The organism is Sphingobacterium sp. UGAL515B_05, assembly GCF_033097525.1.
Taxonomy (GTDB): domain Bacteria; phylum Bacteroidota; class Bacteroidia; order Sphingobacteriales; family Sphingobacteriaceae; genus Sphingobacterium.
On sequence record NZ_CP109907.1, the window covers coordinates 6,218,088 to 6,233,248 of the forward strand.

The window sequence follows — 15,161 nt, forward strand, 5'->3', positions numbered from 1 at the left end:
AGCATGAATAGAAGAGAATCTTTAAGAGCATTAGGATTAATTGCAGCTGGATCTGGTCTTTTAACCGCAGCTTGCAATTCAAAAGATGCTAAAAATGCAGTAGCAGACAATAGCAAAAAATTACCTGGAGTCCAGGATTTTGAATACGAACGCACGGAACAATTATATGCCGAAAAGTTTTTTGACGAACATGAAATGGCTACAATCACTGTTTTGGCAGATATTATTATTCCTAAGGATAACATTTCAGGAAGTGCTTCGGAAGCGGGAGTGCCCGATTTCATCGAATTTATCGTAAAAGATTTGCCTGATAATAAAATCCCTATGCGTGGCGGACTTCGTTGGCTTGACCTCCAATCCAAAAAGCGTTACGGAACAGTATTTATCAAATGCAGTGCAAAAGATCAACTTGCATTGGTAGATGATATTGCCTACCCTGATTTGGCAAAACCGGAAATGAAACAAGGTGCAGCCTTCTTTTCATTGATGCGCAACCTGACTTCCTCGGGATTTTACACGAGTGAAATGGGTGTGAAAGATATCGGCTATGCCGGAAATAAACCTGGAGTCTGGAATGGTGTACCAGATGATGTGTTGAAAGAGCACGGTTTTGACCCGACTAAATTCTTTGGATAATAAAAAAATCCTTTCCGAAAACGGAAAGGATTTTTTTATTTACCTCATTAAAATCTATTGTGCCGATGGTACCTCAGTAGCCTCCGGAGCCTTATCAATCAACTCCATAAATTGATCCAATTTAGGGGTGATAATAATCTGCGTTCTTCTATTCCGTTGCTTACCTAGAGCCGTTGTGTTATCTGCAATTGGATTATATTCTCCCCTACCACCTGCAGTTAAGCGTTTAGGATCCACACCATATTTATTTTGTAAAGCCTGTACCACAGAAGAAGCCCGTAATGTACTTAAATCCCAGTTATTCCGAATATTAGGTTTAGAAATTGGATCGGTATCGGTATTACCTTCAATCAATACTTCATAATCTCTGTAATCTTGGATAATTTTCGCAATTTTACTTAATGTCTGGTCGGCTCTATCATTAATTTCATAGCTGCCGGATTTGTAAAGCATATTATCAGCAAGTGAGATATAAACTACCCCTTTTAATACCTGTACATCAACTTCCTGCAATTCCTCACGGCTAAGCGATCTTGTCAAATTATTGGTCAATACCAGATTCAAGGAATCGGATTTGTTTTTCGTCTCAACGAGATGCTTAATATATTTATTTGAAGCGTTAATTTCATCAACCAACTTGGAAATATTAATATTTCCCTGTGAATTCTGATTAATACTGTTATCGAGCGATTTCTGCAAAGCAGCATAAGCCGATCGGAGATCCGCATTATTTTGCCGTTCAGAGGCCAACTGATCTTCTAAACTCTTGATCCGTGTCCGACCTTCAGCCAATTGAAGCTGTCCATCCTGATATTGTTTGGTCAATTGACTGTGCTCCGTTTGTAATTTACTATAGTCAGACTGTAAACCAGCATATTGCTTTTTGCTAACACCACATCCGATAACAAACAAACTGGCCGTTAATACAGTCATTGGAAAAACTAAATTCTTCATGATATACTCTTTTTGTAGATGTTGAATTAATTCATAGAACAAGATACGCAATATTCTCGCCAAAATGCCCCACAGCCTTGTCAAATTAACAACCTTTAACGTCCTATTGGGCTAGCTCCTTCAGCTCTGTGGCGCTAAATACTTGCGCACCTTTAAGATAGGGATTTGCGCCTTTGAGATAATTATAAATAATTGATTTAGCCTCTTCATTGGGTAATTTGTAAAGATTTTTAACAAGAAAATTTTTATCCTCAAGGATATTATTGTTATATCCCAAAAAAGAAGGCGCATGGACCTGTACGCTCCAACGTATAAACCGTGCTTCAATATGATTTGGATTTTCCTTAATCACTTCTTCCAAATGCTTTTTGCCCTCTTTGAACTGCCCAACTTTCTTAAAAGGATTGCCGATATGTTTCGCTAAAAGTATCTGATAGGCGGCCAGGTATACTTTCTCGGTCGGTGATTTGGCACCTTCCGTCAGCACCTCCAAATTATGTTCACATAGATCTTCGTCCTTCACGGCCTCCGCATATTCTTTTCGAATTTTATCAATATTCACCTGTTGGCCAAGCCCAACTTTTGTTAAAGTAAATAGAGCAATTGTCAATACTATTCGTGTTATCATAATTATAAATCAGGCTATTTCAACAATTTCATTTTCCGACTTAAATTACTAAAAAAATCGAATTCAACTATTAATTTTCAATTATCATACCACAAAGCCAAAAATTCATGTCATCGTATCGCCACAGCTAGCTTTAAATAAGAGAAAAGTCTTCATTCCAGGATATTTTTAAAGCAATTTTGCGACATGAAACTGATTTTAGCAACAAGCCCAGTCTGGTTAAAAGTGATTTTGTCGATTTTATTTGGCGTTATATTAGGCTGCTTCTTAGGAGAGATTGTTTTCACCTTATTACAAGCCTAAGTTCTTCATCATGATTGACATCCTGTCATCTACCTAACGATCCGATGAATTTTATGCCTACAGATAATCCCGGATAATCCGCTATTGTAGCGCTTTTGAGTAGGCCAATAAGTTTCATTATCCTTGCCAAAAATCAAATTATTTTTGCTATATTGCTTATACCAATATAAATTTAAAGCGAGCTATGGAGACAAAAGCAGAGTATCAGATTTGGGACACTATTGTGAATAGCGCAAAAACTAAATTCGATTATAAGCATATTCGTGCTATGTTCAAAAAGGAAGATGACGAAATAACCGATAAGTTTCTATTCCATATTATTGCAGGATTTGCCTGTGGTGAAAATCATCAGACCATTTCGACCAATCTTTTCAATGAATTACAGAGCATCCATTTTGACTGTAATGAAGAGCAGATCGATAGGTTTATCGCCGATAAGCACGTAAAATTCAGTCCAGAGATCTACGCCACCTATCTCGCATTCTCTATGCTGGAAGATGGCGAAGATGTCGATACCATTACCGAGATCATCAATAATCTTTTGCAACTCGACAAATAATTATTCTGAAGTATCGTTTAATTTTGGCTAAAAACTTATATTCGTGAATTATTACACCTATAGTTATGCGCCAGTTTTTAACGCTATTTTTAATATTTTCTATTTATACAAATAGTATAGCCCAAACTTTTGATTTTGGTCAAGTTTCTATTTCGGATTTTTCACGAACAGATCTGGATAGTAACGCCAATGCTATCGTGCTCAATGAGTTTGGACGGAGTTCTGTTTTTGTTGATGATTACGATAATCGAATAAAACTTCAACATGAATACCATGTACTTATCCGGATCAATAACAAAGAAGGATTTAAAAAAGCTAATTTTGAAATTCCCTCGTATAAACGCGGAAGTTATATACGAGACTATTTTGACGAACTCAAGGCTGTTACCTATAACTTAGAAAATGGCAGGATCGAGAAAACGGAGCTTGAAAGTAAGAAAGTTTTCAGAGAAAATTATTCGGCCAATCTGGATCTAAATAAATTCACTCTTCCGAATATTAAAGAAGGATCTATTATAGAAGTGTCTTATCGGACGCTAGAGCAGGATTTATTTAACTTCAAGACATGGGAATTTCAGGATGATATTCCCAAAATACAAAGCCAATATGTTGCGATCATACCAGCTTCTTTCACCTACAATGTAGTCTTACGCGGCCCGTACAAGCTTACCGATCAAAAAGCAGAAGCATTGAGAGAATATATATTTCTGGATGGACTACGAATGGATTGTTCAAAATTGACCTATACAATGAAAAATATTCCAGCGTTTATTGAAGAGGACTACATGACTTCTCCCACTAATTTTAAATCTGCTATTTATTATGAGCTTGAATCCATCTTTTATCCAAGCACTGGTAGCAAGAAGACATTCAGCAAAACCTGGAAAGATGTAGACACAGACTTAATGAATGAAAAGGCTTTTGGTGGCCAATTAAAAAAAACAGACTTATTCAAAACCAGCTTAGCAGCAATTGTATCCCCTACTGACACCAAATTAGAAAAAGCAAAGAAGATCTATAACTATATCAACAAACAAATAAAATGGAATAAGTATTTAGGCAAATACGCAGAATCTGGCATTGAAAAAGCGTTGGAAAAACGGACCGGTAATATTGGCGACATCAATTTAGCGCTAGTAACCGCGCTATTAGCGGCAGATCTGGAGGCCTACCCTATTATTCTTTCAACACGACGGAATGGGACTCCCAATGCCTTATTTCCCGTATTATCTGACTTCGACTATGTCATCGCTTGCGTAGATGTAGATGGCGTAAAATATAAACTTGATGCCTCCAATTCATACTTACCTTTTGGGGAGCTGCCCTTACAATGTCTAAATGAACGGGGAAGAATTATTTACTCCAAAAAGAGCTCGGACTGGTTTCCCCTTACGGTAGAGGAATCTTCCGATGTGAACTACGTATTGGAAGGAGCTTTAGATGAACAAGCTAAAATTAAGGGAAAACTCACCATAAGTAGCAGGGGTAACAAAGCCTTTTTAAAACGCCAACATATCGCCAAATTCAATTCGCTGGAAGAATACTGGGAAAAACTGGACGAAGAAATGCCCAATGTAACTTTAACAAAATCAAGTATCCAAAACCTTGAAGAAATTGATCAAATATTGATAGAGGAGTTTGATGTTATCGTAGATGTTTCCAAACAGTTGGACCAAGACGTATTATTACTGGCACCCAATATTATTGACAGGATTTCCTACAATCCATTTAAAGCACAGGAAAGAACTTATCCCGTTGATATGGGGTTTAAATCCAAAACAATGTACGCCGTCAAATTGACCATCCCTGACCATTATGAAGTTGCCGAGAAGCCTCAGAATGCATCGTTAGCACTCCCGGAGTCAACTGCAAAATATAGATATGTAACGCAGGTCAATGGCAACCAACTTGAAATACTACAAAGCCTTGCGTTTAACAAACCCATCTTTTCCGTCGATGAATATTTTTCGCTCAAAGAATTGTATTCACGTATTATTCAACAACAAAAGCTAGACATAAAATTAATCGGTAAAAAATGAAAATCGTATTCATCAACTTACTATACTTCCTGCTTCCAATCCTCGCAATTGGACAAGATAACTACGACGTCGCCAATATTCCAAGTGCATTAAAGAGCAGAGCAGTAGCAACTGTACGCAATGATAAAACTGTGGTAGAAATGAAGTCTCCCGAACAGGTCATCACAACCATAACGTGTGCTATCACAGTTTACAATAAAAATGGGGACCGCTATGCTTCACTTCCGGTCTATTATAATAAATCTAGCGAAATCAAGAGCCTTAAGGGAGCCATCTATAACGAAATGGGGATATTACAAAAGAAAATTGCAACCAAAGATTTCAAAGATATAAGCGCTGTTGACAACAGTACGATGTTTGCCGATTCTCGGGTAAAATTATATGTTCCCGACTATCACAGCTATCCCTATACCGTCGAATACCAATACGAAGTTAGAAGTAAACAAAACTTGATCATTCCATCTTGGACTCCCGAAGTATCGAACAATGTATCTGTAGAGAAAAGCAGCTTTCAATTTATTGCACCAATTGGCACTGAATGCCGAATTGAAACAACGAACTATAAAGGAAGTATCAAGGAAGAGAAAAATGACAAGACTGAAAGTAAGACATGGAATACGGAACAGATCGCTGCAAAAAAGGATGAATCTTATAGCCCCAATCCTAACCTGAAAAGAATAAATGTACTCATCGTTCCCAAAAATTTTATTTATTATGGTAAGACTGGAAATTTCGGGGATTGGAAAGAATTTGGCCAATGGGTATCCAATAGCCTATTGAACAAAAAAGAAGATCTGACAGAAGCCTCTAAACAAAAGTTTATTGCATTAACAAAAGACGCAAGCTCAGATAAAGACAAAGCAAAAATTCTATACAATTATTTACAAAAAAACACACGTTACATCAGTATTCAGATCGGCATTGGAGGCTTAGAACCATTTCCGGCTTCTGAGGTTGACCGCTTGGGCTACGGAGATTGTAAAGCACTGGCGAATTACATGCGAAGCATGTTGTCGGCCGTCAATATCCCTTCCTATTACTGTATTGTCGAAGCAGGCAGACGCAAAGAAAGTTTTCGCAAAACCTTTGCAAACGCCCAGGACGGAAATCACGTCATTTTATGTATTCCATTTAAAAACGATACAACCTGGCTGGAATGCACCAGCCAAAACCTTCCATTTGGCTTTCTCAGCGACTTTACCGACGATCGAGATGTTGTCGCCTGCACGGAAAATGGTGGAGTTATTATGCATACACCGAAATACATTAACTCGACCAACCTTCAACTTCGCCATGCCGACCTAAAACTTTCGGAAGACGGAAGCATTCAGGGCACCCTAAACACCAAGTTCTATGGAACTCAATACGAGAACCATATGGACGTGCTTTTAGCCAGCAATAATGATAAGAATAAGCTTCTCACAGAATATTACAATATCGACAATATCAATTTCAATCAGGTAAACTATATTGAACACAAGGAGGAAAATCCATTTATTGAGGAGAACCTGAATATTTTTATCAAAAACTACGCTGTGAAAAATGGTAATAAACTTTTGATCCAGCCTAATTTATTCAACATACATTCCAATATTGCAGAAAGTAGAAATAGAACGGAAGATATTTTCATTGAAAGGGGTTACGCTGATATCGATAGCATTAGCATTGCCCTCCCGGAAAATATGCTCAAAAACATAACTCCTGAGAAGAAAATAATTGAGAAACCATTTGGAAAGTATGAATTTAGGTCAGAAATAAAAGACAATAAACTATTCACTTACAGAAAACTGGAACTATTTGAAGGCAGCTATCCTGCCAATACTTATGAAGACTTTTTCCAATTTCATAATGATGTAAGCAGCTGCGACAAGGGACGCTTTAACCTCAGCTTTCTCTAGTCGGAAGAAAATATTTACCAGAATATGAATGAGTAAAATCGATCAAATAAGGCAATTATTGTATATTAGCTCAATGACAGAATCCGCAGCGATATTTGACATGGACGGTGTCATAAGCCACACCAACCCTTTCCATGCGGAAGCTTTTAGAGCTTTTTTTAAAAACCACAATGTACAACAGGCTACAGAAGAGGAATTTGAGCAGCATATGTATGGTAAGCATAATAGTTACATTATGCAGCATTTCTTTCAGCGTCCGATATCCCCTGAGGAACTGCGAACGCTTGAATTTGAAAAAGAGCAGCTTTTTAGAGTGATCTATAAAGAACACGTTGCCCCTATTAAGGGCTTAATTGAGTTTCTAACGGAATTAAAAAATAACGGTTTTAAGCTTGCTGTGGCGACATCTGCTCCCCGAGAGAATATGGACTTAATTTTGGATGAATTGAACATACGTCATTTATTCTCTTCCACGCTAAGCAGCGAAGATGTAAAACTACATAAGCCACATCCTGAGGTTTATCTAAAATCTGCAGAGAATCTGCAAATTCCTGTTGACCGCTGTATTGTTTTTGAAGATTCTTTTTCGGGTATTACCGCGGCGAAAAATGCTGAAATGAAAGTTGTTGCCGTACTTTCAACCCATAAAAAAGAAGAATTACCTGCAAGTAATGATTATATAAATAATTATACAGAAATATCAGTTGCCAATATAAAGGCCATTTTAAAAACACAAGAATTATAACTCGGTTGAGGGGTTGACGACGATAAAAAAAGAGATTCCTTAAGGAATCTCTTTTTTTATCGCTTTGTCCAAGCGAACTGCAATTTTCGCTCACAGCTACTAGACTAAAATTTCACTAAACGGTTAATCTCTTTTTAGACCGAACTTCTCTATTTTACTATACAGGTGACTACGTTGAATATCAAGATCATCGGCCGTCTTGGAGACGTTCCAATTATTCTTTTCCAATTTATATTTTATAAATTCTTTCTCCGCATGATCTTTATAATCTTGAAACGAATCAAAGGAGTCCATATCTAATCCGTAATTCGTTGCACTTTTTTCATGAGCTATACCATTCACAGGTTCGCGGGAAGGGTTAGCAAAGGCAACAACATCTTTATCGGTAATCGACCTGTCGCTCAAAATGATTAAACGTTCAATCATATTGCGCAATTCCCGAATATTACCTGTCCAAGGAAGATGACTCAATTCCCGCATTGCAGCAGTAGTAATTTCCTTTACAGGTATCCCGTATTCCATACAGATCTCTTCACAGAAGTTTGTGGACAATAAAGGAATGTCATCGACACGATCAGTTAACGCTGGCACATGGATCAATATGACAGATAGACGGTGATACAAGTCCATTCTGAAATTACCATCTTCTATCTCTTTCAATAAATCCTTATTGGTCGCAGCTACTACCCTGACATTGACGTCAATTTCTTTGTCGCCCCCCACTCGCGTGATTTTATGCTCCTGTAATGCCCTTAGCACTTTAGCTTGCGCGGATAGACTCATATCTCCGATCTCATCCAAGAACAATGTTCCACCGCTAGCTTGTTCAAACTTCCCGATACGTTGTTTAATCGCCGACGTGAAGGATCCTTTTTCATGCCCGAATAATTCTGATTCGATTAATTCAGATGGTATTGCGGCACAGTTCACTTCGATCAATGGGCCTTGTCCACGATTTGACTTTTCATGTAACCAGCGTGCAACCAATTCCTTTCCCGAGCCATTCGCCCCGGTAATCAATACACGGGCTTCTGTTGGTGCAACCCGGTCAATTGTTTCCTTAATACGTTTGATAGCCCCCGATTCACCCAGTATATCTTTTGTTTTCGAGCTGCTAACTTTTCGTTTCAGGACCTTGGTTTCTGTGACTAGAGAACTTTTATCCAGTGCATTACGAACCGTTATCAATAATCTATTCAGGTCCAGCGGTTTTTCTAAAAAGTCAAATGCTCCTTTTTTCGCTGCTTCAACAGCTGTTTCAATCGTACCATGTCCGGAGATCATAATAAACGGGATATCCGGGCTGCTTTGGTGTGCTTCCGCCAAAACTTCCATCCCATCCATCGTATTCATTTTGATATCACAAAGGACAAGATCTATTTTTTCCTTTTTTAAAATATCTAATCCATCCCGGCCATTGTCGACATCCAAAATCGTATAATCTTCATATTCCAAGATATCACGCAACGAACTTCTGATGGCGCGCTCATCATCAATGATTAAAATTGTACTCATAAATCGAGAGTTATGCTATTTTTTCAATTATGGGAATCAATATAAGTTTTTTTTGGCAATTAGCGAAAAAGAAGCAAACCTTGTAAGCCGGGTTCTGTAGACCACCGAAGTGGAATTTCTATCATTTATCTAGATTTGCCATCGCTGACAAACTCAATCAACCTACCCATTACGAATTCCAATAAATTGAAAGAAGACGAGCAGCCTTCGAATTTCGCAACCTATTTGGTCTTTCAACACACGAGGTTTACCGTAATATATGTCACCATACAAGACCGTAAGCTCTTACCTTACGTTTTCACCCTTACTCCGAAAAGCGGTATATTTTCTGTGGCACTTTCTGTCTGCTATTTTCATAGCAGCCTTCCCGTTAGGAAGCGTGTTGCTCTATGTTGCCCGGACTTTCCTCTCCTCCCAAAAAAGAGCAGCGATAGAACCAGTTTGCTTCTGCGCAAAAGTAGCTATTTTACTCGGATAAACCCGAATTTCTTTTCAATTTCGAAAAGATCATTCATTTTGCATCACTGGCATAAAAATCTACGCAATTACCTTGCGCAGATAAAGAAAGTTTTTGTATTTTCAATCTATCAAAAAAAAACATGGCACTCAATAAACTAGCTCTTATACGTTATAAAACGATTGATCATTGCCTTCGTTTACGACATCGGAAATGGACCTTGGAAGATCTTATGGAAAAGGTTTCCGATGCACTCTATGAATTTGAAGGAATCAAAAATGGGATAAGTAAACGCACCATACAAGGTGATATTCAACTCATGCGTAGCAATAAGCTCGGCTACAATGCGCCTATTGTCGTCTTGCACCGCAAATTCTACACCTATGAAGATCCCAACTATAGCATTAGCAATTCACCGATTTCTGTCGGTGACATGCAAAAAATGAAAGAGGCTGTAGAGGTACTTAAGCATGTGAGCGGTTTCTCCAGCTTTGATGAAATGAGCGATATTGTCGCACGACTTGAAGATAGCATCCACACAAAAAAGGACAATTCACCTTCTATTATACAAATGGAAAGCAACAATCTGCTAAAAGGCCTTTCTTTTATCAGTCCACTGCATCAAGCCATTCGTGAAAAAACACCACTCCTGATCAGCTACCAATCGTTCAAAGCAACACAACAGCAGGATATCGTTTTCTCGCCCTATCTCCTAAAAGAATATCGTAATCGATGGTTTCTAATTGGTCAGCATAAAAAGAGTGAAGGATTGATGACACTAGCGCTTGATCGGATCAATGCCATCGAGGAAATGGGCAAAAATTCATACAGGGAATATACAGGGGTCGATTTCGAACGTCACTTTTCAGATACCATAGGCGTAACGAAGACACAAAAGGACCGCGGTCACCGGGTGATATTGCAAGTCAATGCAAAAAATGCACCTTATGTAGCAACAAAACCCTTACATGCGTCACAGCAGATTTTAGACAAAAAGGAGGATGGTTCAATATTAATTCGTATCGATGTTGTACTTAACTTTGAACTGGAAAGAGAAATTTTAGGTTTTGGCGAATCCATTAAAGTACTCTCCCCAAAAAAATTGCAAACGAGAATAAAACAGCGCTTGGCTGCTGCCACACAACTCTATGCTGAGAAATCTGTCGATAAAACGTCAAATTCACAACATGAATAAGATTTCTATCGAATAATAGTTCTATCAATAATCCTGCTTAACCCATTTTTTCAGGATAGATTGCCCCTCTCGCTACCTCTCCAAAAACACTTAAATATCTTGGGCGATGGCATAACCGCTAGCCCAAGCCCATTGGAAATTATAACCGCCAAGCCATCCCGTAATATCAACGGTCTCCCCTCCAAAATAAAGGCCTTCAACTTTTTTAGACATTAAGGTCTTGGGGTGTAGTTCTTCCGTTGAAACTCCTCCACGCATGACCTCAGCTTTATCATACCCCTTATCTCCCGCAGGTTTTACCTTGAAGCGATGGATAGTATCGACAATCAATTTCGCATCAGCTTTACTAAGTGAGGCAATTTTGGTATCTAATGCTAGAAATTTTCCAAGAGCATCGACCAATTTTCTGCTGAAATAATCGTTTAGCAATTGTGAAACAAATCTTTTACCTCCATATTGCCGCTCCTGTTTAATCAGATTATCTAAATTAAAATTGGGCAGTAGATCAATCGTAATCTCCTGTCCGGGTCTCCAATAACTTGATATCTGAAGAATGGCAGGTCCGCTTAATCCCCAGTGTGTAAAGAGAATATTCTCTTCAAAAGACATTCCCGCAACAGACACTTTCGAGAACACCGAATTTCCAGCCAAAGAGCTATACCAATCGGCATCTTTTCCAGTTATTGTCAAAGGGACCAATGCAGGGGCTGTACCGACGACATGCAAACCGAATTGTTTGGCTAGGCGTAATCCAAAGTCCGAGGCGCCGAGTTTTTGGACCGGAAGCCCGCCAGAAGAAATAACAACTTTATGTGCATGATATCGGGACTCACCTTTTGCATTTTCGACCGTTACCACAAAGTCCTTATCGTTTTTTTCTACCGATTTCACCAAGGTATTCAATGCAATATCCTGCCCTGTCTCGTATAAAATTTTTGAAAATACAGCAACGATATCCTTTGCTTTATTGGTCTCTGGAAACAACTGGCCCAGTGTTTTTTCATGCCCTACAATACCATACTGTTCAAAAAATGTAATGGTATCGTCCACTGTCCATTGTTTGAATATACCATGTAAAAAATCTGGATTTTCAGAAATGAAATTAGCGGGACTATTACCGATATTTGTATAATTACAGCGTCCACCTCCGGAAATCAAGATCTTCGCGCCGACCTTATCGTTTCGTTCAAGCACCAAGGTCTTCTTTCCAATCAGCCCTGCTTGGGCTGCACACATCAAACCACAGGCTCCGCCCCCAATAATGATAGCATCGTATATTATACTCACAGCAACAATCTAATAAGCAATCAATGTATTTTCAACAGAAACAACTCTTCGTTCCAATTGACTCTGATATCCCAATTCAATAATTTTAATGACATCCCGTGCCTGATTTGGCGATGCGATCAAGGTAGTTTTCCCCAATATACTATCCGCAACGTTCTGATAAAAATCAGGATAGGAACCTATTTCAGAAGGAACCGTTTCTTCAATGTCATTCCCTTGTTCAACGATATTGAGCTTGCCGTATAGACTTGGGTCTTCTTGTCCCCAGGTTGGATCCTCATCAGGAAATTTACCATCACGCAGTAAGGCTTCCTGTGGGTCGACACCATATTTTACAAAATTTCCGTTCATTCCGAAAACACGGTAACGTGCTGTAGGCTCCTTTGCAAGCATAGAACCTTTTAGGGAAACCCTCAAATTATCATAGTACAATAGGCAGTCGAAATTGTCAATAGTCTTCGCATGATCCCGTTGGACAGCCAAATCGGCAAAGACAGCATGCGGTTTTCCAAATAACTGTAAAGCCTGATCAATGAGATGTGGTCCCAGGTCATAAAATATACCCGAACCCGGCAGGTTTTCCTCGCGCCAGGCATTAGGTCGCAAGTAATTACGGAAACGATCAAACCTGGATTCCAAATTTACAATCCGTCCCAACCTTCCACTTTTGACCACTTTCTCCAGGGTCCGATAGTCTGAGTTGAACCTTAAATTATGGTAAGGTGCCAAGATCAGATTTTTCTCCTTAGCCAGAGCGATAAGCTCATCGGCCTGCTCGACGCTATTGGTAAAGGGTTTTTCTACGACAACGTGTTTTCCGGCTTCCAGTGCACGTTTTGCGAAAGGATAATGCATTTCATTGGACGTTGCAACGACGACTAAATCAATGGTTGCATCATTAAAAATATCATCCGCAGACAAAGCTATTTCCGCCTGTGGATAACGTTCCTTTAATAAACTTTGCTGATCCGCTTTCCGTGCTGTCACTTTAACAAGATCCAGTTCAGCGATTGAACGCATCACGGGAGCGTGAAAAACCTGACCCGAAATTCCAAAGCCAATAAGTCCTACGCGAATTTTCTTCATAGCATTACATTCTTTCAGGTACCCGAATACCCAATAAGTTCATCCCTTTGGCAATAACCTTTGCCGCAGAAGCTGAAAGGTGCAATCTAAAGTTTTTCACATCATGATCTTCCGCTTTCAAGATGGTTTCTTCATGATAGAATTTATTATAAAACTTAGCGACCTCATAGATGTAATTTGCCAATTGTGCAGGACTGAACTCTTGCGCAGAAGCTTCAATAATCTCCGGAAATGCACCCAGCTGTTGAATTAAATCACGTTCGTAAGAGGAAATCGTCGCCGGTACAGACACAGCACTGTCAAAATCGAATTCAGCCTTACTCAAAACAGATTTGATACGGGCATGCGTGTATTGAATAAACGGTCCGGTATGACCTTGAAAATCGACAGATTCATTTGGATCAAACAACAGGCGTTTTTTAGGATCCACTTTCAACAGAAAATATTTCAGTGCGCCCATTCCAATCGTATCGTAAAGAACGGCTTTTGATTCCTCGTCCAATCCTTCAGTCTTGCCAAGTTCCTCAGTACGTTCCTGAGCGGTCTTAAGCATCTCAGCCATTAAATCATCCGCGTCAACAACTGTTCCCTCCCGTGATTTCATTTTACCTGAAGGAAGATCGACCATCCCATACGATAAATGGAACAATCCGTCAGCCCAAGCTTTACCAAGTTTTTTCAAGATTAAGAACAATACCTTGAAATGGTAATCCTGTTCGTTACCGACAACATAAATAGAATCATTCATCTTGAATTCATCATATTTCAGTTGTGCTGTTCCCAAATCTTGTGTAATATAGACAGAGGTACCGTCGCCACGAAGCACAAGCTTCTGATCCAGTCCTTCTGCAGTCAGATCAATCCATACAGAGTTATCCTCTTTTTTAAAGAAAACCCCTTTATCTAAACCTTCCTGGATAATATCTTTACCCAGCAAGTATGTATTGGATTCATAATAGTATTTATCGAAATCGACGCCTAATTGTTTATAGGTCTTTTCAAACCCGGCGTACACCCAGCTGTTCATGGTTTTCCACAGTGAGATCACCTCTTCATTCCCCGCTTCCCATTGTTGCAACATCGCTTGTGCTTCCTTCATCAAAGGTGCATTTTTCTTTGCCTCATCTTCGGTCTGCCCTTCAGCCTTCAATGCCTCGATTTCCTGTTTATATGCTTTGTCAAAGACAACGTAATATTTTCCGACAAGGTGGTCTCCTTTAAGTCCAGTAGACTCGGGTGTCTCACCGTTACCAAATTTTTGCCAGGCCAACATCGACTTACAAATATGGATACCGCGATCGTTCACCAAATTTGCTTTGATCACATCATAACCATAAGCTTTTAGGATTTCCGCAACAGAATAACCTAATAAATTATTACGGATATGCCCCAAATGCAGCGGTTTATTGGTATTTGGAGAAGAATATTCAACCATCAGTTTCTTTCCATTCGCAGGAAATACACCAAAGTCCTTCGCCGTTATGGTCTGATTCAACAACGTGATCCAATACGCATCGGAAAGAACAATATTCAAAAAGCCTTTTATCACATTGAAATCCGATATTTCAGCAATATGCTGTTGCAAATATGAACCGATTTCCTTTCCGGTTTGTTCCGGAGAAGATTTCGAAAAGCGCGTTACGGGAAAAGTTACGATTGTAATTTGTCCTTCAAACTCCTTTCGGGTAGCTTGTAAAGCAATTTGATTTTCTAAAATATCTGCATTGTAAAGCTCTTTTACTGCCTGTACAGTGACTTCAACAAGTCGCTTTTGAATAGAATTTGCCATTTAATGATTTTGTAATTTTTACAACTTCCTGATAGTGAATTGGAAATAAATAACATTCCTTATTTAGGTA

At 39.0% G+C, this 15,161-nt stretch carries 12 protein-coding genes and 1 other RNA gene; 6 read left to right on the forward strand and 7 right to left on the reverse strand.

Going from position 1 to position 15,161, the window contains the following annotated elements; translation table 11 throughout:
• Positions 1-3: 3 nt before the first annotated feature.
• Entirely contained in the window at positions 4-636 is a 633-nt protein-coding gene (locus tag OK025_RS25960) for a gluconate 2-dehydrogenase subunit 3 family protein (protein ID WP_294184724.1), read from the forward strand.
• Between the two features lie 54 nt (positions 637-690).
• Here OK025_RS25960 and OK025_RS25965 read toward each other — a convergent pair whose 3' ends face one another.
• A complete protein-coding gene (locus tag OK025_RS25965) occupies positions 691-1,590 on the reverse strand; it encodes a flagellar motor protein MotB (protein WP_075994703.1) in 900 nt (299 codons plus the stop codon).
• 103 nt (positions 1,591-1,693) lie between these two features.
• A complete protein-coding gene (locus OK025_RS25970) occupies positions 1,694-2,218 on the reverse strand; it encodes a hypothetical protein (RefSeq protein ID WP_317667655.1) in 525 nt (174 codons plus the stop codon).
• 487 nt (positions 2,219-2,705) lie between these two features.
• Between OK025_RS25970 and OK025_RS25975 the strand changes: the two genes are divergently transcribed.
• The 4 genes from OK025_RS25975 to OK025_RS25990 all read left to right on the forward strand — a co-directional run bounded on the left by OK025_RS25975 (position 2,706) and on the right by OK025_RS25990 (position 7,762).
• Complete coding sequence (locus OK025_RS25975) at positions 2,706-3,080, forward strand: hypothetical protein (protein WP_317667656.1); 375 nt, start codon at positions 2,706-2,708, stop codon at positions 3,078-3,080.
• Positions 3,081-3,145: 65 nt separating this feature from the next.
• Entirely contained in the window at positions 3,146-5,119 is a 1,974-nt protein-coding gene (locus OK025_RS25980; RefSeq protein WP_317667657.1) for a transglutaminase domain-containing protein, read from the forward strand.
• Positions 5,116-7,017 (forward strand): DUF3857 domain-containing transglutaminase family protein, encoded by a 1,902-nt coding sequence (locus tag OK025_RS25985; RefSeq protein ID WP_317667658.1) that lies wholly within the window; start codon positions 5,116-5,118, stop codon positions 7,015-7,017. The genes OK025_RS25980 and OK025_RS25985 overlap by 4 nt, the downstream gene beginning before the upstream one ends.
• 28 nt (positions 7,018-7,045) lie before the next feature.
• A complete protein-coding gene (locus OK025_RS25990; protein WP_317667659.1) occupies positions 7,046-7,762 on the forward strand; it encodes an HAD family phosphatase in 717 nt (238 codons plus the stop codon).
• Positions 7,763-7,885: 123 nt separating this feature from the next.
• Here OK025_RS25990 and OK025_RS25995 read toward each other — a convergent pair whose 3' ends face one another.
• Positions 7,886-9,277, reverse strand: coding sequence for a sigma-54-dependent transcriptional regulator (locus OK025_RS25995; protein WP_153846152.1), 1,392 nt, complete (start codon positions 9,275-9,277; stop codon positions 7,886-7,888).
• Positions 9,278-9,344: 67 nt separating this feature from the next.
• An RNA gene (gene rnpB, locus OK025_RS26000) (RNase P RNA component class A) lies at positions 9,345-9,724 on the reverse strand.
• Between the two features lie 152 nt (positions 9,725-9,876).
• On the opposite strand from rnpB, the gene OK025_RS26005 reads away from it, so the two are divergent.
• Complete coding sequence (locus OK025_RS26005; RefSeq protein ID WP_317667660.1) at positions 9,877-10,929, forward strand: WYL domain-containing protein; 1,053 nt, start codon at positions 9,877-9,879, stop codon at positions 10,927-10,929.
• 90 nt (positions 10,930-11,019) lie between these two features.
• Here the strand turns inward: OK025_RS26005 and OK025_RS26010 are convergent, their stop codons facing one another.
• The 3 genes from OK025_RS26010 to argS are packed head-to-tail and all read right to left on the reverse strand — an operon-like array spanning position 11,020 to position 15,091.
• Positions 11,020-12,210 carry an aminoacetone oxidase family FAD-binding enzyme gene (locus OK025_RS26010; RefSeq protein WP_317669791.1) on the reverse strand — a complete coding sequence of 397 codons (1,191 nt, stop codon included), beginning with the start codon at positions 12,208-12,210 and terminating at the stop codon, positions 11,020-11,022.
• Between the two features lie 15 nt (positions 12,211-12,225).
• Positions 12,226-13,302: an oxidoreductase gene (locus OK025_RS26015; RefSeq protein ID WP_317667661.1), complete on the reverse strand. Its 1,077-nt coding sequence runs from the start codon at positions 13,300-13,302 to the stop codon at positions 12,226-12,228.
• A 4-nt stretch (positions 13,303-13,306) separates the two neighbouring features.
• Positions 13,307-15,091 (reverse strand): arginine--tRNA ligase, encoded by a 1,785-nt coding sequence (gene argS / locus OK025_RS26020; protein ID WP_317667662.1) that lies wholly within the window; start codon positions 15,089-15,091, stop codon positions 13,307-13,309.
• Positions 15,092-15,161: the final 70 nt, after the last annotated feature.